The 25,082-nt window shown below is 70.1% G+C and carries 14 protein-coding genes and 4 pseudogenes; all 18 read left to right on the forward strand.

Annotation, left to right across the window (positions count from 1 at the left end; all coding sequences use genetic code 11):
* Nucleotides 1-9: 9 nt before the first annotated feature.
* The 18 genes and pseudogenes from motC (at nt 10) to B1L07_08635 (ending at nt 25,082) form a co-directional block, all read left to right on the forward strand.
* Entirely contained in the window at nt 10-750 is a 741-nt protein-coding gene (gene motC, locus B1L07_08550) for a flagellar motor protein (protein AUZ55129.1), read from the forward strand.
* A gap of 3 nt (nt 751-753) precedes the next feature.
* Nucleotides 754-1,707 carry a flagellar motor protein MotD gene (locus tag B1L07_08555; GenBank protein AUZ55130.1) on the forward strand — a complete coding sequence of 318 codons (954 nt, stop codon included), beginning with the start codon at nt 754-756 and terminating at the stop codon, nt 1,705-1,707.
* Nucleotides 1,707-2,489, forward strand: a complete 783-nt coding sequence (locus B1L07_08560; GenBank protein AUZ55131.1) for a chromosome partitioning protein ParA — start codon at nt 1,707-1,709, stop codon at nt 2,487-2,489. The genes B1L07_08555 and B1L07_08560 overlap by 1 nt, the downstream gene beginning before the upstream one ends.
* 176 nt (nt 2,490-2,665) lie before the next feature.
* Nucleotides 2,666-3,336: pseudogene (locus B1L07_08565) on the forward strand (chemotaxis protein CheW).
* A gap of 149 nt (nt 3,337-3,485) precedes the next feature.
* On the forward strand, nt 3,486-3,794 hold the full coding sequence (locus B1L07_08570; protein ID AUZ55132.1) for an anti-anti-sigma factor: 309 nt from the start codon (nt 3,486-3,488) through the stop codon (nt 3,792-3,794).
* Entirely contained in the window at nt 3,791-4,156 is a 366-nt protein-coding gene (locus tag B1L07_08575) for a response regulator (protein ID AUZ55133.1), read from the forward strand. The genes B1L07_08570 and B1L07_08575 overlap by 4 nt, the downstream gene beginning before the upstream one ends.
* 41 nt (nt 4,157-4,197) lie before the next feature.
* On the forward strand, nt 4,198-6,189 hold the full coding sequence (locus B1L07_08580; protein ID AUZ55134.1) for a chemotaxis protein CheA: 1,992 nt from the start codon (nt 4,198-4,200) through the stop codon (nt 6,187-6,189).
* A 259-nt stretch (nt 6,190-6,448) separates the two neighbouring features.
* A complete protein-coding gene (locus B1L07_08585) occupies nt 6,449-7,609 on the forward strand; it encodes a porin (protein AUZ55135.1) in 1,161 nt (386 codons plus the stop codon).
* Nucleotides 7,610-7,810: 201 nt separating this feature from the next.
* A pseudogene (locus B1L07_08590) lies at nt 7,811-10,085 on the forward strand (methyl-accepting chemotaxis protein).
* Between the two features lie 87 nt (nt 10,086-10,172).
* Nucleotides 10,173-12,872: a chemotaxis protein gene (locus B1L07_08595; protein AUZ55136.1), complete on the forward strand. Its 2,700-nt coding sequence runs from the start codon at nt 10,173-10,175 to the stop codon at nt 12,870-12,872.
* A gap of 205 nt (nt 12,873-13,077) precedes the next feature.
* Nucleotides 13,078-15,660: a chemotaxis protein gene (locus tag B1L07_08600; GenBank protein AUZ56524.1), complete on the forward strand. Its 2,583-nt coding sequence runs from the start codon at nt 13,078-13,080 to the stop codon at nt 15,658-15,660.
* A 402-nt stretch (nt 15,661-16,062) separates the two neighbouring features.
* Nucleotides 16,063-16,524 (forward strand): annotated as a pseudogene (locus B1L07_08605) (hypothetical protein).
* Between the two features lie 204 nt (nt 16,525-16,728).
* Nucleotides 16,729-18,159: pseudogene (locus tag B1L07_08610) on the forward strand (chemotaxis protein).
* Between the two features lie 268 nt (nt 18,160-18,427).
* The gene (locus tag B1L07_08615) at nt 18,428-19,201 is read left to right on the forward strand and encodes a pilus assembly protein PilZ (protein ID AUZ55137.1); all 774 of its coding nucleotides are present in this window, start codon (nt 18,428-18,430) and stop codon (nt 19,199-19,201) included.
* 84 nt (nt 19,202-19,285) lie between these two features.
* Entirely contained in the window at nt 19,286-19,777 is a 492-nt protein-coding gene (locus tag B1L07_08620) for a chemotaxis protein CheW (protein AUZ55138.1), read from the forward strand.
* A 114-nt stretch (nt 19,778-19,891) separates the two neighbouring features.
* The gene (locus B1L07_08625; GenBank protein AUZ56525.1) at nt 19,892-20,272 is read left to right on the forward strand and encodes a hypothetical protein; all 381 of its coding nucleotides are present in this window, start codon (nt 19,892-19,894) and stop codon (nt 20,270-20,272) included.
* An 85-nt stretch (nt 20,273-20,357) separates the two neighbouring features.
* Nucleotides 20,358-22,754 carry a methyl-accepting chemotaxis protein gene (locus B1L07_08630; GenBank protein AUZ55139.1) on the forward strand — a complete coding sequence of 799 codons (2,397 nt, stop codon included), beginning with the start codon at nt 20,358-20,360 and terminating at the stop codon, nt 22,752-22,754.
* Nucleotides 22,755-22,931: 177 nt separating this feature from the next.
* Nucleotides 22,932-25,082, forward strand: coding sequence for a chemotaxis protein (locus tag B1L07_08635; GenBank protein AUZ55140.1), 2,151 nt, complete (start codon nt 22,932-22,934; stop codon nt 25,080-25,082).

The following is a 25,082-nucleotide window of genomic DNA, read 5'->3' on the forward strand; positions in this document are numbered from 1 at the left end:
ATCCGTAAAATGGACAGACTCAGCATCATCGGACTCTTCCTCGCACTGGCCTCGCTGGTGGGTGGCAGCATACTCAAGGGAGCCGGCCTGTCCTCGCTGTGGTCGCCGGCCGCCTTCGTCATCGTCATCGTCGGCACCGTGGCGGCGATCCTGCTGCATACCTCGCCGGCGATCTTCCGCCATGCCTTCAGGATCGTGCGCTGGGTGGTGCAGCCGCCGGCCAGCGACCGCCAGGCGCTGATCCGGCAGATCGTGGAATGGAGCAACATCGCCCGCCGCCAGGGCCTGCTCGGGCTGGAGCCGCAGGTGGAGATGCAGGACGACCCGTTCCTGCGCAAGGGCCTGCAGCTGGTGGTGGACGGCGTCGAGCCCGACGCGATCCGGCACATGCTGGAAATCGAACTCAGCGGCCAGGAACACCGCGACCTGGCCGCGGCCAAGGTGTTCGAGGGCATGGGCATCTACGCCCCGACCCTGGGCATCATCGGCGCGGTGCTGGGCCTGATCGCGGTGATGAAGAACCTGGCCGACCCGAGCAAGCTCGGCCACGGCATCGCCGCCGCGTTCACCGCCACCATCTACGGCATCGCCTCGGCCAACCTGCTGTTCCTGCCGGTCGCGGCCAAGCTCAAGAGCGTGATCGCGCACAACAGCCGCGAGCGCGAGATGATCATCGAAGGGCTGATCGCCATCGCCCATGGCGAGAACCCGCGCAACATCGAAACCAGCCTGGCCGGCTTCGTGGGCTGAACCATGGCACGCCGCAAGTCCCACGAAGAGCACGCCAACCACGAGGCATGGGCCATCCCCTATGCCGACCTGATGACGCTGCTGCTGGCCTTCTTCGTGGTGATGTACGCCATTTCCTCGCTCAACGAAGGCAAGTACCGGGTGATGGCCGACGCCCTGACCACCGCCTTCGGCGGCGCGCCGCGCACCATCACCCAGGTCCAGGTCGGCCACCAGCAGCTGCAGGGCGGCGGCCACGACACGCCGGCGGTGATCCGCGCGCCAAGCATGACCGGCGGCGCGGTTTCCGACCCGACGCGGCTGCCGTCGATGGCGTCGCAGATGACGCGCCCGGTATCGCTGCGCGACCGCGAGCAGCTGCAGCGCGCCGAACGCCAGCTCGGGCAGATCGCCGAGAAGCTGACCCGGGCGCTGGCGCCGTTGGTCAGCCAAGGCGTGATCAGCGTGCGCCGCACCGAACTGTGGATCGAGGTCGAGATCAACAGCGACATCCTGTTCGCCACCGGGTCGGCGGCGCTGGACGCCGACGCGCGACAGACCCTGGGCAAGCTGGCCGACGTGCTGCGCGACGTACCCAACGGGGTGCGCGTGGAAGGCCATACCGACGACATGCCGATCGCCACCGCGCAATACCCGTCCAACTGGGAACTGTCGGCCGCGCGTGCCGCCAGCGTGGTGCACCTGTTCGCCGACCACGGCGTGCAGCCGCAGCGGCTGGCGATGATGGGCTACGGCCAGTTCCGCCCGCGCGAGAGCAACGCGCTGGCCGAGGGCCGCAACCGCAACCGCCGGGTCATGGTCATCATCCTGGCCGATTCGGCCGCCAGCGCCGAGGCGCTGGCCGACGGCGCGACCACGGTCGACGCCGCACAACCCACCCGCGATGCCGCCGGCGCCGAGGCGCCCGCGCGCACGTCCGGACCGGCCTTGCCGGCAGCAATAGAAGGAGTGCACTGATGCGTATCTGGGCCATTGCCAACCAGAAGGGCGGCGTCGGCAAGACCACCACGACGCTGGCGTTGGGGCGCGGCCTGGCCGCGCTGGGCCAGCGCGTGCTGTTGATCGACCTCGATCCGCACGCCTCGCTGACCCGGGCCTTCGGGGTACCGCTGGACCCGCCGCCGCCGGGCGTGCTGGAACTGTTCGCCACCCCGCCCGGCGAGATCGCCGCGCTCGCGCGTGGCAGCGCCATCCCCGGGCTGGACTACCTGTGCGCGCAGGCCGCGCTGGCCACCCTGGAACGGCGCAGCGCCAACCAGCCGGGCCTGGGCCTGGCCCTGCAGCATGCGCTGGCGCAGCACGGGCAGCGCCACGACTACATCCTGCTCGACTGCGCACCGACCCTGGGGCTGCTGATGATCAACGCGCTGGCCGCGGCCGACCGGCTGATCATTCCCACCCAGGCCGAACCCCTGGCGCTGCACGGGCTGGAAGGCATGGTGCGCACCGGGCAGATGGTCGAGCGCTCGCGCGGCCGGCCGCTGCCGGTGTCGATCCTGCCGACCCTGTTCGACCGCCGTACCCGCACCGGCAACGAAACCCTGCGGCAGATGCAGGACCGGCATGGCGAGCGCGTGTGGGAAGACGCGATTCCGATCGACACCCGCATCAGCACCCCGGCCACCCTCACCGCCCCGGCGCACGACGACGCCTACCCGGGCCGCGGGCTGTCGGCCTACCGGCGCGCGCTCGAATGGCTGCGCGCCGAGGACGCCGCGCAACTGGAGCGCGCGGCATGAACGGCACCGACGTACTGGACGACTACCTGGGCGAGCTGCTGCTCGACGCGATCCCTGCGCCGGCACCGGCAGCGGCGCCGGTCGCCGTCGCCGTGGCGCCGGCCGCGGCTGACGCGCCGGTGGCCGTACCCGCGCCCGTCCCGGCCGCGCCGGTCCCGGCCCGCGCCGACCCGGTCATCCCCACCCCGGCACCACCTGCAGCGGTGGCGGCGCCGGCGGTGACCGCGCCAGCTGCGCCGGCCCCGACCCCGATCCCGCCCCGGCCCCGGCCGCCACGCCCGCGCTGGCGCGGACCGCCGCCCCGCCCGCGGCCAGCGAACCCGGCCCCGCGCCCGCGGCGGCGGACGGCAACAACGTCTGGGCCGCGTTGCAGGCACAGGCGCGCGAGCCGCAGCGCCCGCAGCGCCGCGCCAGCGAGCGCACCTCGCGCTGGCTGCGCCTGCGCTGCGGCGCCCAGGCCTATGCACTGGAGCTGCTCAAGGTGCAGGAAGTGGTGCTGCCGGTGCCGCTGCTGGGCCTGCGCGGCACCGCCGCCTCGATGCTCGGCATCATGAACCTGCGCGGCCAGGTGGTACCGGTGATCGACCTGGGCCTGCACCTGGGCTTCGCCGCGGTCGGCGAAGGCAGCCAGACCCGCATCGTGGTGCTCGAGGAAAAGGGCGAGGTGCTCGGCCTGCGGGTGTCCGCGGTCGAGGACGTGGCCAACCTGACCGAATCGCAGATCGAGCCGCCCGACACCGCCCGCATCTGCCAGATCTCCAACACCCTGTTCCGCGGCGTGGCGCGCATCGGCCAGCAGCCGATGATCCTGCTCGACGCCTCGGAACTGCTGCAGTGCGAGCGCTGAAGGCGGATGCGCGCCGGCAGCGGACACCCGCCTGGCGCGGCCGCCGTTCCGTGCGCCAGTTCACGAATTCACGCGCCTGTGCCCGCGCCCCTTAAAGATCGTTCCAGCGCTGCCGTTAACTGGTCCAGTACCGTCTCTCCGGAGCAACGATGAGCACTGTGGCACTGGCGCAGGACCTGGGTATCGAGTCCACCAGCGACCTGAAGCAACACCTGGCCCCGCACCTGGGCCAGAGCGGCGCGTTGCGCGTGGATGCCAGCCAGGTGGGGCGGGTGCACACCGCCGCCATTCAGGTGCTGTGTGCCTTCGTCCAGGCCCGCCGCCAGGCCGGCCATGCCACCGTCTTCGACGACGCTACCGACACTTTCCGCGACGCCGCGCGCCTGCTCGGCGTCCTCCAGGCCCTGGGCCTGGACGCAACCCCTGACAAATCGAATTCTGTGGAGAACGTTGCATGAGCGCTCGAATCCTGGTGGTGGACGACTCGGCGTCGATGCGCCAGATGGTGGCCTTCGCCCTCACCTCGGCCGGCTTTTCCGTCGAGGAAGCCGAGGACGGCGCCATCGCCCTGGGCCGTGCCAAGGGCGCCAGGTTCAACGCGGTGGTCACCGACGTGAACATGCCCAACATGGACGGCATCTCGCTCATCCGCGAACTGCGCCAGCTGCCGGACTACAAGTTCACGCCGATGTTGATGCTGACCACCGAGTCGGCCGCCGACAAGAAGTCCGAGGGCAAGGCCGCCGGCGCGACCGGCTGGCTGGTCAAGCCGTTCAACCCGGAACAGCTGGTCGCCACCGTCCAGAAAGTCCTGGGCTGATCGCCCACCCACCGCCCCGAACCCGACCGGATAGCGCGCCCATGAGCATGGACCTGCAACGTTTCCACGCCACCTTCTTCGAGGAAAGCCGCGAAGGGCTGGACGCCATGGAGGCCGGGCTGCTGGCACTGGAGGACGGGCAGCAGGATCCGGAAATCATCAATTCGGTGTTCCGCGCCGCGCATTCGATCAAGGGCGGCGCCGGCACCTTCGGCTTCGAGGCCATCGCCGGCCTGACCCACGTGCTGGAAACGCTGCTGGACGAGCTGCGCGCCGGCAAGCGTGCGCTGGAAAGCGCCGCAGTCGATGCCATGCTGTCCTCGGTGGACGTGCTGCGCGCGCTGCTGCGCGAGGCCGAACACGGCCAGGCGGCCGACCCGGCGCTGGTCGCCGCGGTCAAGGCACGCCTGGAAGCGGTGTTGTCCGGCGCGGCCGCCGCGCCGGCCGCGGCCCGCCAGGAAGCCCCCGCGACCGAGCCGGACGGCTGGCAGATCGGCTTCGTGCCGGCGCCGTCGCTGTTCATGAGCGGCAACGATCCGCTGCGCATCATCCGCGAACTGGAAACCCTGGGCACGCTGCAGGTCCAGGCGCGCATGGAGCGGCTGCCCGGCTTCGAGCAGATGGACCCGCTGGAAGCCTACATCGCCTGGGACCTGGGCCTGACCGGGCGCATCCCGCGCAGCAAGATCGAAGACACCTTCGCCTGGGTGGTGGATGACTGCGAGCTGGACATCCAGCCGATCATCGCCCCGCCAAGCCTGGCCACGCACGCGCCGACGCCGGCGCAGGAAGTGGCCGCCGAGGTGGTCGCCGCCGCGCGCCCGGCGGCAGCCGCGGCGCCCGCCGCGGCGGGCGGCCACGAGGCCGAGAGTTCGATCCGGGTCAGCGTCGACAAGGTCGATGCGCTGATCAACCTGGTCGGCGAACTGGTGATCACCCAGGCGATGCTCAAGCAGGTGTCCGGCGGCCTGGATCCCTCGCACGCCGAACGCCTGCTGGCCGGGCTGGACCTGCTCGAACGCAATACCCGCGACCTGCAGGAAGCGGTGATCGGGGTGCGCATGCTGCCGGTGGACGCGGTGTTCCGCCGCTTCCCGCGGCTGGTGCGCGACCTGTCCTCGCGCCTGGGCAAGCAGGTGCGGCTGCGCACCATCGGCGAAGGCACCGAACTGGACAAGGGGCTGATCGAGAAGATCGCCGATCCGCTGGTGCACCTGGTGCGCAACTCGATCGACCATGGCCTGGAAATGCCCGACGTGCGCCGCCAGGCCGGCAAGGACGAGATGGGTACCATCACCCTGGCCGCCTCGCACCAGGGCGGGCACATCGTCATCGAGGTCAGCGACGACGGCCGCGGCCTGAACCGCGACAAGATCCTGGCCAAGGCCCAGGAGCGCGGGCTGGCGGTGCCCGACAACCCGACCGACACCCAGGTCTGGGACCTGATCTTCCAGCCGGGCTTCTCCACCGCCGATGCGGTCACCGACCTGTCCGGCCGCGGCGTCGGCATGGACGTGGTCCGCCGCAACATCCAGGCGCTGGGCGGCGAAGTGCAGCTGGAAAGCCAGACCGGCGCCGGCACCCGGGTGCTGATCCGGCTGCCGCTGACCCTGGCCATCCTCGACGGCATGACCGTTTCGGTCGCCGGCGAGACGCTGATCCTGCCGCTGGCCTACGTGCTCGAGGCGCTGCAGCCCAAGGCCGAGGACATCCGCACCATGGCCGGCGAAGGCCGGGTGCTGCGCGTGCGCGGCGAGTACCTGCCGATCCTGTCGCTGGGCCAGTACTACGGCTACCGCCAGGACAGCCACGCCGACCCGTTGGTGGTGGTCGTCGAGGGCGACGGCCAGAAGATCGCCCTGGAAGTGGACGAACTGCTCGGCCAGCAGCAGGTCGTGGTCAAGAACATCGAGAACAACTACCGCCGCATCGGCGGCGTCTCCGGGGCCACCATCCTCGGCGATGGGCGGGTCGCGCTGATCGTCGACGTCGGCGGGCTGGTGCGCTCGCTGCGGCTGCCGCAGGCCGCCTGATCGGCCCACCGCGTCGCGCCATGGCCTGGCATGCACGCCAGGCCGCGCGGCGGTGCCGGGATGCTTGTGCCGGGGTGCTTCCCGCGCCGGCGCGGCACCGCCCCCCTGCCGTTGCCGCCGCATCCTGCTCCCCGCAACCCGCTCCGCCGCGCGCCGCATGGCGTACGGATACGGCTTCCCGCGCCACCCGCGGCGCGGGAAGCCCCACCGAACCCGGCCCACGCCCCGGCGTGCCGCCCCCTCGCTCCAGGACACCCGCATGCATCGCCTCGCCCCGCTCGCCCTGCTCACCCTCGCCGCCCCGGCCCTTGCCGGCACGCAGGCCGACGCATGGCCCCCCCGGCTCGCCCTGGCCAACGGCACCGAGGCCACGCTCACCGGCAACTTCGCCTGGGACGTCAACCGCTTCGACGCCGATGGCGCCGCCCTCGACAACGACCAGGACTGGCGCCGCAAGGAGTTCGGCGTCGCCATCAAGCGCAAGGGCCTGTACGACTTCACCGCCTCCTACGACTTCCAGTCCGACACCTGGTTGGACGTGGCCCTGCGCCTGGAGAGCAAGGGCCTGACCGGCCGCGACCTGGGCAAGTGGCGCATCGGGCAGATGAAGCTGCCGCTGGGCTTCGAAGGCAATACCGCCACCCGCAGCGGCGCCTTCATGGAGAACGCACTGCCGACGCAGGCGTTCTACGAAGGCCGCCGTATCGGCGTGGACTGGGCGCTGGAGCGGCCGCGCTGGCTGTTCAACGCCGGCGCCTACCGCCACGACCTGCAGGGCAACAACCGCGGCGACAGCCTCGCCGCGCGGCTGGCCTGGACCCCGCGCAAGCAGGCCTCGCACGTACTGCACCTGGGCATTTCCAGCACCCGCGAGCGTCCCGACACCGAAACCAACGGCCTGGGCGTGGAGGTCGCGCCGAGCGTGCGCTGGCGGGCCAGGCCGGAGGCGTCGCTGACGTCGCTGCGGCTGGTCGACTCGGGCACCCTGCGCGAGGTCGAGCGCATCGACCGCCGCGGCCTGGAGGCACTGTGGATCGAAGGCCCGTGGTCGCTGCAGGGCGAGTACCTGCAGCAGACCACCCGCCGCCACGCCCTGCCGCACTACCGGAGCGACGGCTGGTACCTGGCCGGCAGCTGGCTGCTGACCGGCGAATCGCGCACTTACAGCGGCGGCAACGTCGCCAATCCGCGCCCGGCCGGCAGGCACGGTGCCGTCGAGCTGCTGGCGCGTTACAGCCGCATCGACCTGGACGATGGCCTGATCCGTGGCGGCCGCGAACACAACTGGACCGTGGGTGCCAACTGGTACCTGGGCAACCACCTGAAGTTCCAAGCCAACTACGTCCACGCTGACGCCCGCCGTGGCACCGCGCACTGGCAGCCCGAGGTAGTGCAGCTGCGCGCGCAGCTGCATTTCTGAGGCCACCGGCGGGCCGCCCTGCCGTTCGTCCGGAACCCGCCGCCGGCGGCTGCACGGACGTCAAGAAGCGGACGCCAGCGCCGATACCGCAAATGTGCACCCCGGGGTGCAGGCCTCCCGTCGCGGCCCTTCCACATTGATGACGTCATGCAGGCGCGCCGGGCCTGCCCGTCGCTGAGCCTGTCACTGGAGATATCTGCGATGAAATGGTTCCAGAACCTTTCGATCACGCGGAAACTTGCCCTCGCCTTCTGCATCACCTGCATGATCACCCTGTTGATGGGGGGCTTCTCGCTGTGGCGGATGATGCTCGCCAACACCCAGATCGAGCAGATCAACAACAACTGGATGCCGGCGGTGCAGCAGCTGGGCGAGATGCGCGCGCAGCTGGGCGAATTCCGTACCTATGAGCAGGCGCAGCTCAGCTACCAGGGCAACCCCGAGCAGCTGGCCGACTACGACAAGCGCCTGGCCGACACCCGCGGCCTGATCGAGGCCGCCGAGAAGGCCTACGACGACATCGACACCGACTACACGCCGGAAGAACTGGCGATGTACGAGAAACTCAAGCAGCACCGTGCGGCGTACTTCGCCGCGCACGAGCGCATTGCCGCGGCCATCGCCGCCGACGATTTCGACACCGCGCGGAGCATCTCCTCGGACGAATCGCGCAAGCTGCGCCGCCTGCTGTTCGACCAGCTCAAGCAGATGTCCCAGTACAACCAGGAACAGCTGGCCCGGGATGTGGCCGCGTCCCGGCAGGCCTACCAGCGGTCGCTGATGGCGGTGGCCGCCGGCATGGCGCTGTCGCTGCTGCTGGCCGCCCTGCTGGGCTGGGCCATCATCCGCTCGATCACCCAGCCGCTGGGCGAAGCGGTGCGCGTGGCCGACGATGTCGCCGCTGGCAAGCTCGACCGCCGCATCGACGCCTCGCGCCGCGACGAAGTCGGCAAGCTGCTGTCCTCGATGCAGCGCATGCAGGCGCAGTTGCAGGCGGTGATCGCCGCGCAGCAGGAAATGGGCCGCCAGCACGACGCCGGCATCATCAGCTACCGCATGGACCAGGCCGCGTTCCCCGGCGACTACGGGGTGATGGTCGCCGGCACCAACCAGCTGGTCGGCAACCACATCGGAGTCAAGATGCAGGTGATCGAGCTGGCCCAGCGCTATGCCGTGGGCGACCTGACCCGCGACATGCCGGCGCTGCCCGGCGAGAAGGCCGAGATCACCGAGACCATGGCCACCATCAAGCGCAACCTCACCGCCATCAGCAGCGAGATCCGCCGCCTCAGCGGCGCCGCCGCCGCCGGCGATTTCAGCCAGCGCGGCGACGAGCAGCGCTTCGAGCATGATTTCCGGCAGATGGTGCACAACCTCAACGCGATGATGGAGGCCACCGACCACAGCCTGGCGCAGACCTCCAGCCTGCTGCAGGCCATCGCCCGCGGCGACCTGACCGCGCGCATGCACGGCGAGTTCCAGGGCGTGTTCGCGCGGATGCGCGACGACGCCAACGCCACCGTGGCGCAGCTGACCTCGATCGTCGGCCGCATCCAGCAGGCCGCGTCCAGCATCAACCTGGCCGCCTCGGAGATCGCCACCGGCAACAACGACCTCTCCCGCCGCACCGAGCAGCAGGCCGCCAACCTGGAGGAGACCGCCGCCTCGATGGAGGAACTGACCTCCACCGTGCGCCAGAACGCCGAACACGCGCGCCAGGCCAACCAACTCGCCCAGGGCGCGGCCGGGGTCGCCTCGCAGGGCGGCCAGGTGGTCGGCCAGGTGGTCACCACCATGGCCGACATCGAGGCCTCCTCGAAGAAGATCGCCGACATCATCAGCGTGATCGACGGCATCGCCTTCCAGACCAACATCCTGGCGCTCAACGCCGCGGTGGAAGCGGCGCGGGCCGGCGAACAGGGCCGCGGCTTCGCCGTGGTCGCCTCGGAAGTGCGCACCCTGGCGCAGCGTTCGGCCGGCGCCGCCAAGGAGATCAAGGAGCTGATCGAGAATTCGGTGGACAAGGTTTCCGAAGGCTCGGCGCTGGTCCATCAGGCCGGCAGCACCATGGGCGAGATCGTGACCTCGGTGCAGCGGGTGACCGACATCATGGCCGAGATCTCGGCCGCCTCGCAGGAACAGAGCGCCGGCATCGAACAGGTCAACCAGACCGTCACCCAGATGGACGAGACCACCCAGCAGAACGCCGCGCTGGTGGAGGAAGCCACCGCCGCCGCGCGCGCGATGGAGGAGCAGGCGCACCAGCTGAGCGAGGCGGTCTCACAGTTCCGGCTGGCCGCCGCGCCGGGCACGGTGCGCGTGGCGGCGGCCGCACCCGCGGTGCGCGGCATCGGCCTGGCCGCCGCCGGCGCGCAGGCGCACTGAAGTATCCGTCGCGCGGTCCGCCACGGACCGCGCACGGGCGTTGCCGGGCGGCGGTGATCCGACACCACCGCCCTTTCTTACAAAGTCATGAGCCGGTGTCCCGATGTCCCGGGGCACCTGACCGCAGGAGAGAGCTGTGTCCCAACCCCGTTCCGGTTCCAGCATCGTCAGTCGCCTGATGCTGGGCGTGGCGCTGATCGCCTTGATTTCCTTTGGCGTCACCGCCGCGATCAGCTACTGGAAGAGCAGCAGCGCCCTGCTCTCGTCGTCGCAGGACGCGATGCGCAACCTGGCCGGGCTCGAGGCACAGCGGGTTTCGGCCGGGCTCGGCGAAGCCTACGACACCGCCACCACCCTGGCCGCCACCCTGCGCCTGCAGCACCAGCAGGGCCTGCTGACCCGGCCCGCGGTGTCGGCACTGCTGCAGCAGCAGCTGCTCGCGCACCCGGAGTGGGTCGGGGTCAGCACGCTGTGGGAGCCGGACGCGTTCGACGGCGCCGATGCCGCGCACGCCAATGCCGAGGGGCACGATGCCAGCGGCCGCTTCATGAGCTACTGGGCCTGGGCGGACGGCAAGCCCGTCACCGAGGCCCTGCGCGGCTATGACGTGGCCGGCGACGGCGACTGGTACCTCAAGCCCCGCCAAAGCCGCCAGCCCACGCTGGTCGAGCCGTACAGCTACACCATCAACGGCAAGCAGGTGCTGATGACCACGCTGTCGATCCCGATCGTCGAGCAGGAGCGCTTCCTGGGCGTGGTGACCGTGGATTTCGCCCTGTCCTCGCTGCAGGAGCACCTCGCGCGGCTCACGCCCATGGGCGAAGGCCACGTCGAACTGCTGTCGCCGGCCGGCCGCGTGCTGGCCAGCCGCGACCCGGCCGGGGTCGGTACCCAGCGCCAGGACCCGGCCACCGACGCCATGCTCGCGCGCATCGCCAAGGGCGAGGTCGCCGAGGCGTTCACCCCGGATGCCGACGGCAATGTCGCGGTGTACGTGCCGATCCAGGTCGGCAAGGCCGCGCAGCACTTCGCCCTGGGCGTGATCGTCCCGCAGTCGCTGCTGACCCGGCAGGCCGACGTGCTGCTGTACATCGTCGTCGCGGTCGGACTGCTGGCCGCGCTGGCGCTGTGCAGCGCGCTGTTCGTGCTGCTGCGGCGGCAGGTGGTGCTGCCGCTGGCCGCCGCCGCCGGCGTCGCCAACGACATCGCCCACGGCAAGCTCGACGGCCGCATCGAGGCCACGCGCCACGACGAGATCGGCACGCTGATGCGCTCCATGCAGACCATGCAGGGCAACCTGCGCGAGCGCATCGAGCGCGACGCCGCCCTCGCCGCCGAGAACCTGCGCATCCGTTCCGCGCTGGACGACGTCACCACCAGCGTGATGATCGCCGACGCCGACCTCACCATCATCTACGCCAACCGGCCGCTGTTCCAGATGCTAGGCAAGGCCGAGCAGGACATGCGCCGCGACCTGCCGAACTTCGACATGAAGACCCTGATCGGCAGCAACATCGACGTCTTCCACAAGCACCCCGCGCACCAGCGCAGGATGCTCGGTGAACTGCACGGCACCCATCGCGCGCAGATCACCGTCGGCAACCACGTCATGCGCCAGATCATCAACCCGGTGACCGACGGCGACGGCAACCGCCTGGGCTACGTGGTGGAGTGGGACGACCGCACCGTCGAGGTGCAGGTCGAGCGCGAGGTCAGCGGCATCGTCGCCGCCGCCGCCAACGGCGAGCTCTCCGGGCGCATCATGCTGGACGGCAAGAGCGGCTTCCTGCTGCAGCTGTCCGAACAGCTCAACGGCCTGCTGGATAGTTTCGCGTCCAGCGTCGGCCAGGTTTCCACCCTGCTCGGCGCACTGTCGCGCGGCGACCTCACCGCGCGCATGGAAGGCAACTACCAGGGCGTGTTCGCGCGCATCCGCGACGACGCCAACGCCACCGTGGCGCAGCTGACTTCGATCGTCGGCCGCATCCAGCAGGCCGCGGCCAGCATCAACCTGGCCGCCTCGGAGATCGCCACCGGCAACAACGACCTCTCCCGCCGCACCGAGCAGCAGGCCGCCAACCTGGAGGAAACCGCCGCCTCGATGGAGGAACTGACCTCCACCGTGCGCCAGAACGCCGAACACGCGCGCCAGGCCAACCAGCTCGCCCAGGGCGCGGCCGGCGTCGCCTCGCAGGGCGGCCAGGTGGTCGGCCAGGTGGTCACCACCATGGCCGACATCGAGGCCTCCTCGAAGAAGATCGCCGACATCATCAGCGTGATCGACGGCATCGCCTTCCAGACCAACATCCTGGCGCTCAACGCCGCGGTGGAAGCGGCCCGTGCCGGCGAACAGGGCCGCGGCTTCGCCGTGGTCGCCTCGGAAGTGCGCACCCTGGCGCAGCGCTCGGCCGGCGCCGCCAAGGAGATCAAGGAACTGATCGAGAATTCGGTGGACAAGGTTTCCGAAGGCTCGGCGCTGGTCCACCAGGCCGGCAGCACCATGGGCGAGATCGTGACCTCGGTGCAGCGGGTGACCGACATCATGGCCGAGATCTCGGCCGCCTCGCAGGAACAGACCGCCGGCATCGAGCAGGTCAACCAGACCGTGATGCAGATGGACGAAACCACCCAGCAGAACGCCGCGCTGGTGGAGGAAGCCACCGCCGCCGCGCGTTCGATGGAGGAACAGGCGCACCAGCTGAGCGAAGCGGTCGCCCTGTTCCACCTCGACGATGCCGCCGCCGCGCCGGCCATTGCCCCGCCGGCCCCCCGCCGCGCCGTCGCCCCGGCCCGGGCCCCGGCGCCGAAGCTGGCGCCCGCGCCGCGCGTGATCGCGCCGGCGAAGGACGCCGATGGTGGCGACTGGCAGGAGTTCTGAGCCGGTCCAGGCCGCGGGCTGCCGCCGGTTTCGAATGAAGCCGGCGGTCCGGCGCGGGTTTTCCGACGGACGGCAGCGGCGGCCCTCAAGAACCGCCGCCGCCGACCGATGAAGCAGGAGATTCCGCCCTCATCGGTCCCTCCATGTCCGTCTCGTCCCCCGTTCCTTGTCCGGCGAACGCAAGAGCAGCGTCGCCACCCGCCTGATGCTGGGCATCGCCCTGATCGCCCTGGCCGCGTTCGGCCTCACCGCCGCGATCAGCTACTGGAAGAGCAGCCGCGCCCTGCTGGCCTCCTCGCAGGCGACGCTGGAGAACCTCGCCCGCTTCGAGGCCCAGCACCTGTCCACCGAGATGAGCCAGACCTACGACGCGGTGCAGACCCTGGCCGAAAACCTGGCCACCCAGCGCGGGCAGATCAGCCGCGCCGCCGTCTCGCAGACCTTCCGCCAGCAGATGGAGCTGCACCCGGAGCGCGCCGGCATGTGCGTGCTGTGGGAGCCGGATGCATTCGACGGCAATGACGCGCAGTTCGTCGATGCCCCGGAGCACGACGCCAGCGGCCGCTTCATGAGCTACTGGGCGCGGGTCGGCGGCGAGCTGGTCAGCGAGCCGCTGCGCGATTACGAGGATCCCAAACTGGGCGCCTGGTACGTCACCCCCAGGACGCTGAAGAAGCCGGTCATCATCGAGCCGTATGCCTATGAGGTCGGCGGCAAGACGCTGATGCTGACCACCATCGCGATTCCGATCATGGACGGCGACAAAGTGCTGGGCGTGGTCACCTCCGACTTCGAGCTTTCGGCGCTGCAGGCGCGCATCGCCGAGCTCCGGCCGATGGGCCAGGGCCGCACCGAACTGCTGTCGCCGATGGGCATGGTGGTGGCCTCGCCGGACCCGGCCAACGTCGGCAAGACCCGCGACGACGACACCACCAAAGCGATCCTGGCCGCCGTCGCCGAGGACAAGCTCTACAGCAACTTCCAGGCCGATGGGAACGGGATGGTGCAGGTCTATGCGCCGCTGCGCATCGGCAAGAGCGACCGCCGCTTCGCGCTGGGGGTGATGGTCCCGCGCGACCTGCTCACCGCGCAGGCACGCTCGCTGCTGGGGCTGGTGGCGCTGGTCGGGCTGCTCGCCGCCGCTTCGCTCTGCGCGGGCCTGTGGCTGCTGCTGCGGGCCATGGTGCTGCGCCCGCTGGCCGACGCGGTGCGCGTGTCCGCCGACGTCGCCCAGGGCAGGCTGGACACCCCGATCCCGGCGCGCCGCAACGACGAACTGGGCCAGCTGCTGCGGGCCCAGTCGCACATGCGCGACCAGATCCGCGCGGTGATCGATGCCCAGGGTGAGATGGCCGCGCGCCACGACGCCGGCAGCGTGAGCCACCGCATCGATGCCTCCCGTTTCCCCGGCGATTACGGGGTGATGGTCGCCGGCACCAACCAGCTGGTCTCCAGCCACCTGGAGGTGACCGCGCGGATCGTCGAAGTGATGCAGCGCTATGCGCACGGCGACCTGTCGGTGGACATGGACCGCCTGCCGGGCGAGAAAGCCGCCATCACCCGGGCCATGGACGAGACCAAGGCCAGCCTGTCGGCGATCAATGCCGAGATCAAGCGCCTGGCCGGTGCCGCGGCCGCGGGCGATTTCAGCGTGCGCGGCGATGCCACACGCTTCGAGCACGACTTCCGCGACATGGTGGCCGGGCTCAACCGCCTGATGGAAACCACCGACGGCAACCTGTCCGAGGTCTCCGCGCTGCTGCAGGCCATCGCCCGCGGCGACCTGACCGCGCGCATGCACGGCGAGTTCCAGGGCGTGTTCGCGCGGATGCGCGACGACGCCAACGCCACCGTGGCGCAGCTGACCTCGATCGTCGGCCGCATCCAGCAGGCCGCGGCCAGCATCAACCTGGCCGCCTCGGAGATCGCCACCGGCAACAACGACCTCTCCCGCCGCACCGAGCAGCAGGCCGCCAACCTGGAGGAGACCGCCGCCTCGATGGAGGAACTGACCTCCACCGTGCGCCAGAACGCCGAACACGCGCGCCAGGCCAACCAACTCGCCCAGGGCGCGGCCGGGGTCGCCTCGCAGGGCGGCCAGGTGGTCGGCCAGGTGGTCACCACCATGGCCGACATCGAGGCCTCCTCGAAGAAGATCGCCGACATCATCAGCGTGATCGACGGCATCGCCTTCCAGACCAACATCCTGGCGCTCAACGCCGCGGTGGAAGCGGCGCGGGCCGGCGAACAGGGCCGCGGCTTCGCCGTGGTCGCCTCGGAAGTGCGCACCCTGGCGCAGCGTTCGGCCGGCGCCGCCAAGGAGATCAAGGAGCTGATCGAGAATTCGGTGGACAAGGTTTCCGAAGGCTCGGCGCTGGTCCATCAGGCCGGCAGCACCATGGGCGAGATCGTGACCTCGGTGCAGCGGGTGACCGACATCATGGCCGAGATCTCGGCCGCCTCGCAGGAACAGAGCGCCGGCATCGAGCAGGTCAACCAGACCGTGATGCAGATGGACGAGACCACCCAGCAGAACGCCGCGCTGGTGGAGGAAGCCACCGCCGCCGCGCGCTCGATGGAGGAACAGGCCACCCAGCTGGCCGCGGCGGTCGCCCTGTTCCACCTCGACGATGCCGCGGCGGCGCCGGCGGCCGCGCCGTCCCCGCTGCCGCCCGCCGCCCGGCGCGCCGCCGCGCGTCCCGCCGTGGCGCCGCCGCGCGCGCAGCCCGGCGCGGCACGCAGGACCGAGCCGGCGCTGGCCGACGGCGACGACTGGCAGGAGTTCTGATCCAACGCCGACGGGCCCCCACCGGCGGGGCCCGTCGGCGCCTGCCCCGGCGGGGCGGGAGGCAACGCCGGTAGTGCGCCATCCCGCGGAAAGCCTGTTCCGTGATGCCAGTCGCACTGCAATCCCGCCGGCGGTCATGCAACCGCCACGTACCCGCCCGCGGCGCTGCAGCCACGGAACCGGGCGCCGATATCGCGGGAAGGCAGGCGGCCGTGTCGTGGCAGGGGCCGCAGGGCCTGTTCTTCCATGCACGGTGACGGAAAAGGAAACAGACGCATGAACGCCCACCCCGCCCTGCGCGTCTTCAGCGACCTGCCGCTGCGCCGCAAATTCATCCTCATGCTCGCGGTCCTGGCCACCGGGATCATCGCCCTGTGCCTGGTCACCGCCCGGCGCAACCACGACGAACTGCTGCGCAACGAGCGCAATGCCCTGCACACCCGCGTGGAGGCGGCGCTGGCGCTGGCCAACCGTTACGCCGACCGCGCCGCCGCCGGCGAACTGGGCGAGGACGAGGCCCGCCGCCAGGCGCTGGCGGCCATCGAGTCGCTGCGCAGCGCCAACGGCAGCGACTACCTGTGGGTGAACGACGAACACCCCACCATGCTGATGCACCCCTACCAGACCGCGCTGAACGGCAAGGACCTCAGCGACGCCACCAGTGCCGACGGCAAGAAGATCTTCGTGGAGATGGTCAGGCTTGCACAGCGCAACGGCGGCGGCTTCCTCGACTACACCTGGCCCAAGCCCGGCGTCGACGGCGCGGTGCAGAAGATCTCCTACGTCGGCCTGCACAAGCGCTGGGGCTGGATCATCGGCAGCGGCGAGTACACCGACGACATCGCCGCGCGCGCCTGGAGCTTCGGCCGGGTGCTGATCGTGGCCGGCATGCTGGTGTTGCTGGCGGCGCTGCTGGTGTGCTGGCTGATCGCGCGCTCGATCCTGCGCCCGCTGTCCGGTGCGGTGGGTGCGATCCAGGCGGTCTCGCACGGCGATCTCGACGTGCGCGTGGACTACCGCTCGCGCGACGAGATCGGGCAGATGTATGCCGCCATCGGCGAGATGATCGCCCAGCTCAAGGCCCGGGCCGACCAGGACCGCGCCCGCGCCGCCGAGGACCTGCGCATCCGCACCGCGCTGGACGACGTCACCACCAGCGTGATGATCGCCGACGCCGACCTGAACATCATCTACGCCAACCGGCCGTTGATGGAGATGCTGGGCAAGGCCGAGCAGGACATGCGCCGCGACCTGCCCCACTTCGACACGCGCACGCTGATCGGCAGCAACATCGACATCTTCCACCGGCACCCGGCGCACCAGCGCGGGCTGCTTGGCGGGCTGCATGGCACCCACCACGCGCAGATCACCGTCGGCGGCCATGTCATGCGCCAGATCATCAACCCGGTCACCGACGCCGACGGCAACCGCCTGGGCTACGTGGTGGAATGGGACGACCGCACCGTGGAGGTGCGGATCGAGCAGGAAGTCAGCGACATCATCGTGGCCGCCTCGCATGGCGACCTCTCCGGCCGCATCCGACTGGAGGACAAGAGCGGCTTCCTGCTGCAGCTGTCCGAACAGCTCAATGGCCTGCTGGCCGCCATCGGCTCCAGCGTCGAGCAGGTCTCGGGCGTGCTGCGCGCGCTCTCGCAGGGCGACCTCACCGTGCAGATGGAAGGCGACTACCGCGGCACGTTCGCCGCCATGCGCGACGACGCCAACGCCACCGTGGTCCAGCTCACCGGCATCATCGACCGCATCCAGACCGCGACGTCGCGCATCCACCAGGCGGCGGCGGAGATCGCCACCGGCAACAACGACCTCTCCCGCCGCACCGAGCAGCAGGCCGCCAACCTGGAGGAGACCGCCGCCTCGATGGAGGAACTGACCTCCACCGTGCGCCAGAACGCCGAACACGCGCGCCAGGCCAACCAGCTCGCCCAGGGCGCGGCCGGGGTCGCCTCGCAGGGCGGCCAGGTGGTCGGCCAGGTGGTCACCACCATGGCCGACATCGAGGCCTCCTCGAAGAAGATCGCCGACATCATCAGCGTGATCGACGGCATCGCCTTCCAGACCAACATCCTGGCGCTCAACGCCGCGGTGGAAGCGGCGCGGGCCGGCGAACAGGGCCGCGGCTTCGCCGTGGTCGCCTCGGAAGTGCGCACCCTGGCGCAGCGCTCGGCCGGCGCCGCCAAGGAGATCAAGGAGCTGATCGAAAGTTCGGTGGACAAGGTTTCCGAAGGCTCGGCGCTGGTCCACCAGGCCGGCAGCACCATGGGCGAGATCGTGACCTCGGTGCAGCGGGTGACCGACATCATGGCCGAGATCTCCGCCGCCTCGCAGGAACAGAGCGCCGGCATCGAGCAGGTCAACCAGACCGTCACCCAGATGGACGAGACCACCCAGCAGAACGCCGCGTTGGTGGAGGAAGCCACCGCCGCCGCGCGCGCGATGGAGGAACAGGCCAACGACCTGGCCACGGCGGTGTCGATGTTCCGCACCACGACCCGCCATGCCCCCGCGCGCCCGGCACTCACGATCGTGACGCCGGCCAGGCCGCAGGCGCCACCGCACGCGCCATCGCGGCCACTGCCCGCGCCGCCGGCGGATGGCGGCAACTGGCAGGAATTCTGAGCCACGGGCCGGGCGATGGCGCCGGACCGCCACCCCGGCGCTAAAGAGCCAGGCGATGGAGCCGATACACGGAGGTACCCTGCCGGTATGCTGTTGCCCCCAGGCCTCCGCCCTCCCTGTTCCAGAGATCATGTCAGAGCGCGAACCGACGGAATCCGCCCCTTCCTCCTTCGACGGCAGCCTGTATGCCGACGAGAAGTACATGGTTCGCAATCCGCGCCAGATCCGCCTGCTGCTGCAGGCGATGATCGACCAGCGTGCCACGGTCGCGGTCCACCCCGATGGCCGCGAACAGTCCTATCCCAGCGCGGTGCTGGACGTGGACGAGGACACCCTGCTGCTGGACGGCAGCCCGCTGCCCGCGGTCAACCGCAGCGTCGGCGAAGCCTCGCATTTGCTGTGCTTCGCGCAGGTGGACCGGGTGATGGTGCGCTTCCGCCTGGAACACCCGGAAGTGCTGGTGGAGGACGGGCGCACGGCGTTCCGCCTCGCCTTCCCGGAAGAGGCCTATCACCTGCAGCGCCGCGAGCTGTACCGGCTGGAAACCCCGGTCGGCGATTCGCCCTGGTGCGTGTTCCCCGATCCGCAGGGCGCCGAGCCGCTGCGCTGGCGCGTGGTCGACATCAGCGCCGGCGGCATCGCCGTGCTGCTGCCGCCGGACCTGAACCTGCTGCGGCTGCAGCAGCGGCTGGCCGGCTGCGAACTGCAACTGCCCGACTCGGCGCCGATCGCGGTCACCCTGGTGGTCTGCAGCCAGCTGGTGCGCAAGCAGGCCAACGGCATGGAGCAGCAGCGCGTGGGCCTGCGCTTCGAGGACCTGCCGCGCGGCGCCGACGCCGCCATCCAGCGCTACATCTTCCGGGTCGACCGCGAGCGCAAGGCGCGCAAGAACGGCGGCGCATAGCGGGCACCTAAAGTTCCGGCGGCCATGGCCGATACACGGGTGACGCCCCTCCGTACCCGCATCCCGCCAGGATCAGGACCCCAGATGAACGACACCAGCGCCCACGCCGCCACCTCCGGCGGCGAGTACCTCAGCTTCACGCTTGGCAACGAGCACTATGGGGTGGACATCCTCAAAGTGCAGGAAATCCGCGGCTACGACGCGGTCACCCGGGTGCCGGATGCACCGGACTACATCAAGGGCGTGATCAACCTGCGCGGCACCATCGTGCCGGTGATCGACCTGCGCCTGAAGCTGCGCCTGGACGAGGCCCGCTACGACGCCTTCACCGTGATGATCGTGCTCAACGTCGAGGACCGCGTGGTCGGCATCGTCGTGGACAGCGTCTCCGACGTGATCCCGCTGAGCGCCGAGCAGATCCGCCCGAAGCCCGAATTCGGCGCCGCGGTGGACACCCGCTTCATCTCCGGCATCGGCACCCAGGACGAGCGCATGCTGATCCTGCTGGACATCGAGACCCTGCTCGATACCGCCGACCTGGGGCAGGCCGCCACCACCGAAGAAGCCGCCGCCTGACAAAGCGTGGCGGCCATCACAGTTCCTGGCATGCCCTATCAATCATTGCCCGCGCCGGCCGATACCGAGCGCATGGCCGGCCGTTTGCCGGTGCAACCCAATCCGGAGAAAAAGATGTCCAAGCCCTTCATTTCGCTGATGTCCGCGGCCCTGCTGGCAAGCGTCTCCCTGGCCGCCGCCGCCGACGAGATGATCCCGCCGGAGAACGCCCCGCGCTTCGCCGGCAAGGACGGCATGGTCTGCGGCAAGGTCGAAAAGGCCCGCTACGCCGAAGGTTCCGAAGGCCAGCCGACGTTCCTGCACATGGGCGGTTCGTTCCCGCGCCACACCTTCTCGGCCCGCATCCCGGGCTCGGCGCGCGGCAACTTCAACTTTGACCTGATGACGCTCGAGGGCAAGACCGTGTGCGCGATCGGCAAGATCCAGCGCGACGCCTCGCGCGCCGAGATCGAAGTCACCTCGCCGTCGAGCCTGAAGCTGGCCAACATCAAGTAATCCATCCCGTCGACGCCGCGCTGGCCCGGCCGGCGCGGGCCCCGGCGCGCCCGTGCCGGGGAACGCAGCAGGAGACCGTGCACCCATGCAGTGGATCAAGAACCTCAACCTGATGCCGAAGCTGATGCTCACCTTCGGCATCGTCCTGCTCGTGATGCTGATCCAGGGCATCGTGGCGTACCGCGGCCTGCACTCGCTGGACGGCGTCACCACCGAGATCGCGGACAAGCGCATGGCCGGCCTGCGCACCGGCGGCGAACTGGCCGGCATGGTCAGCGAGTACCGCAACGCCTCCTACCAGAGCCTGATCCGCGCCAGCAGCGACGTGAAGGCCGAGGCCAAGACCCGTGCCACCGAACTGCGCACGCACATCGACGAATCCATCGAGAAGTATTCCAAGCTGGTGGACAACCCGCAGCAGCGCAAGCTGCTGGATACCTTCGTCGCCGACTGGGAAGCCGCCAAGAAGTCCTATGACTCGGTGACCGAGCTGCTGGAGCTGGACCTGCCCGACGACGCCATCGACACCTTCGTCGGCGAGACCCGTGACCTGCACCGCAAGGCGTACGCTTCGCTGGACGCGCTGTCCTCGGACGAAAATGCGCGCGCCCTGGCCGCCAGCGACCGTGCCGCCGACACCTATTCGGCCTCCGTCGCGGTCACCGTGATCGCGGTGCTGGTCGGCATCGGCGCCGGCCTGCTGCTGGCCTGGCTGTTCGCCCGCTCGCTGGTCGGCTCGATGCGCGGCGCGGTGGACGTGGCCAACGAGATCGCCAGCGGCAAGCTCGACGGCACCATCGACACCCGCCGCGCCGATGAGGTCGGCGAACTGCTGCGCGCCATGCAGCGCATGCAGCGCGACCTGCGCGAGCGCATCGAACGCGACCAGGCCGTGGCCGCGGAGAACCTGCGCATCCGCACCGCCCTGGACTACTCCTCCACCGGCGTGTACCTGACCGACAACGACCTGCAGATCGTCTACGCCAACCGGGCGCTGGCGCATACCCTGGAGCGCTACGCCGACGACGTCCGGACCGCGCTGGACCACTACGATGCCTCGCGCCCGCTGGTGGGCCAGCACGTGACCGCGCTGGAGTTCCGTGGCGAGATGGACCATGGCGTGCTCGACGCGCTGCAGCGCAACGGCGTGGCCTCGCGCGAAATGCGCTATGGCGACGCCCAGTTCGCGCAGACCATCTCGGCCATCCGCGACGATGCCGGCAGCGTGGTCGGCCATGTCGTCGAATGGCGCGACCGCACCACCGAAGCGATGGTGGAGCGCGAAGTGGCGCGGGTGATCGATGCCGCCGCCGCGGGTGACCTCAGCGGCCGCATCGACACCGCCGGCAAGGACGGTTTCTTCCTGGAACTGGCGCGCCAGCTCAACAGCCTGCTCGACGCCAACGCCAGCAGCCTGGCACAGATCTCCGACCTGCTGTCGGCGCTGTCGCAGGGCGACCTGACCGTGCGCATGCAGGGCGAGTTCCAGGGCGTGTTCGCCAGGATGCGCGACGACGCCAACGCCACCACCGAACAGCTGACCGCCATCGTCGGCCGCATCAAGCAGTCCACCGCCGCGATCAACGCCGCGGCCGGCGAGATCGCGTCGGGCAACAACGACCTCTCCCGCCGTACCGAGCAGCAGGCCGCCAACCTGGAGGAAACCGCCGCCTCGATGGAGGAACTGACCTCCACCGTGCGCCAGAACGCCGAGCACGCACGCCAGGCCAACCAGCTCGCCCAGGGCGCGGCCAACGTCGCCTCGCAGGGCGGCGAGGTGGTCGGCCAGGTGGTCACCACGATGTCGGCCATCGAGGCTTCGTCCAAGAAGATCGCCGACATCATCAGCGTGATCGACGGCATCGCCTTCCAGACCAACATCCTGGCGCTCAACGCCGCGGTGGAAGCGGCGCGGGCCGGCGAACAGGGCCGCGGCTTCGCTGTGGTCGCCTCGGAAGTACGCACCCTGGCGCAGCGCTCGGCCGGCGCCGCCAAGGAGATCAAGGAGCTGATCCAGGACTCGGTGGGCAAGGTCGGCGAAGGCTCGCAGCTGGTGCGTCGCGCCGGCAGCACCATGGGCGAGATCGTCAGCTCGGTGCAGCGGGTGACCGACATCATGGCCGAGATCTCGGCGGCCTCGCAGGAACAGAGCGCCGGCATCGAACAGGTCAACCAGACCGTCACCCAGATGGACGAGACCACCCAGCAGAACGCCGCGCTGGTGGAGGAAGCCACCGCCGCCGCGCGTTCGATGGAAGAACAGGCCGCGCACCTGGCCGAGGCCGTGGCCCTGTTCCGGCTCGACGCACAGGATGCACCGGCCGCAACAGCCAGGCTGGCGCCGGCGGTGGTTGCCAACGCAGCACCGTCGGCACCGGCCCCGGCACCTGCAGTGGCAGCCAGCACGCCGCAACCCAGGCCCCGCGCCGCGGCCCGCGTGGCCGTCGCCGAGGCCGTTGATTCGGACTGGCAGGAATTCTGATCCACCCCAGAACCCCGGCGCATGCCGGGGTTCTGCTGTCGGCCCGCGGCCCGGATGGCCCCCCCCGCCGGCGTTGCCATGGCTCAACTTGCGCGGGGCCTGGCCGATATCCAGCAGTGAAACCCCGCCGCCGCATGCACCGTCGCGGCTGCCCTCCCCCTCCATTCCCTATCGCGCATGAACATTCTCCGCATCTGGTCGAGCTTCATCTCCAACATCACCGTACGTGCCAAGCTCAATCTGCTCACCGCCATCATCGCGGTCGGCGTGATCACGCTGGCGGTGGTCGCGGCGCGCATGCAGTACGTGGATCTCTACGAAACCCGCAAGGTGTCGCTGCAGAGCGACGTGGAACTGGCCTATGGCGTGCTGGACCACTACGCGGCGCGCGCCAAGGACGGCACCCTGCCGCTGGAACGCGCCCAGGCCGAGGCGATGGCCGCGCTGGAAGCCATGCGCGCCAAGGGCGACTCCAGTTACTTCAACATCTACAGCGCCGACTACGTGGTGCTGATGCACCCGTTCCGCAAGGACCTGGTCGGCAAGGACATGGGGGACTTCCGCAGCGAGGATGGCGTGCGCATGTACCACGACCAGGTCGAGGTGGCCAAAAGCGGCGGCGGCTACGTCGGCTACGCCTGGCCCAAGCCCGGCCAGACCAAACCGATCCCCAAGCTCGCCTATGCGGGCATGTACAAGCCCTGGAACTGGGTGGTCTCCACCGGCGTCTACATGGACGACGTGCAGTCCCAGGCGCTGCGCTTCACCGGCATCATGACCGTCGCCGGCGGCGCGCTGGTGCTGCTGGTGTTCGCGCTGAGCTGGGTGATCGGCAGCCGCATCGTGCTGCCGCTGCGCAAGGCCACGGCCGTCGCCGACGCCATCGCCGGCGGACGCCTGGACAACGCCATCGCCCAGACCTCGCGCGATGAGCCCGGCCAGCTGCTGGGCAGCATGCAGCGCATGCAGGCGCAGCTGCAGGCGGTGATCGCCGCGCAGCGCGAGATGGAGCGCCAGCACGACGCCGGCATCATCAGCTACCGCATGGACCAGGCCGCGTTCCCCGGCGACTACGGGGTGATGGTCGCCGGCACCAACCAGCTGGTCGGCAACCACATCGGGGTCAAGATGCAGGTGATCGAGCTGGCCCAGCGCTATGCCGTGGGCGACCTGACCCGCGACATGCCGGCGCTGCCCGGCGAGAAGGCCGAGATCACCGAGACCATGGCCACCATCAAGCGCAACCTCACCGCCATCAGCAGCGAAATCCGCCGCCTCAGCGGCGCCGCCGCCGCCGGCGATTTCAGCCAGCGCGGCGACGAGCAGCGCTTCGAGCATGATTTCCGGCAGATGGTGCACAACCTCAACGCGATGATGGAGGCCACCGACCACAGCCTGGCGCAGACCTCCAGCCTGCTGCAGGCCATCGCCCGCGGCGACCTGACCGCGCGCATGCACGGCGAGTTCCAGGGCGTGTTCGCGCGGATGCGCGACGACGCCAACGCCACCGTGGCGCAGCTGACCTCGATCGTCGGCCGCATCCAGCAGGCCGCGGCCAGCATCAACCTGGCCGCCTCGGAGATCGCCACCGGCAACAACGACCTCTCCCGCCGCACCGAGCAGCAGGCCGCCAACCTGGAGGAAACCGCCGCCTCGATGGAGGAACTGACCTCCACCGTGCGCCAGAACGCCGAGCACGCGCGCCAGGCCAACCAGCTCGCCCAGGGCGCGGCCGGGGTCGCCTCGCAGGGCGGCCAGGTGGTCGGCCAGGTGGTCACCACCATGGCCGACATCGAGGCCTCCTCGAAGAAGATCGCCGACATCATCAGCGTGATCGACGGCATCGCCTTCCAGACCAACATCCTGGCGCTCAACGCCGCGGTGGAAGCGGCCCGTGCCGGCGAACAGGGCCGTGGCTTCGCCGTGGTCGCCTCGGAAGTGCGCACCCTGGCGCAGCGTTCGGCCGGCGCCGCCAAGGAGATCAAGGAACTGATCGAGAATTCGGTGGACAAGGTTTCCGAAGGCTCGGCGCTGGTCCACCAGGCCGGCAGCACCATGGGCGAGATCGTGACCTCGGTGCAGCGGGTGACCGACATCATGGCCGAGATCTCGGCCGCCTCGCAGGAACAGAGCGCCGGCATCGAACAGGTCAACCAGACCGTCACCCAGATGGACGAGACCACCCAGCAGAACGCCGCGCTGGTGGAGGAAGCCACCGCCGCCGCGCGCGCGATGGAGGAACAGGCCATGCTGCTGACCGACGCGGTGTCGGCGTTCCGCCTGCAGGCGTCCGCGCGCGCGCCGCACGACCTGGCACTGGCCAGCTGA

The organism is Stenotrophomonas acidaminiphila, assembly GCA_002951995.1.
Classification (GTDB): Bacteria; Pseudomonadota; Gammaproteobacteria; order Xanthomonadales; family Xanthomonadaceae; genus Stenotrophomonas; species Stenotrophomonas acidaminiphila_A.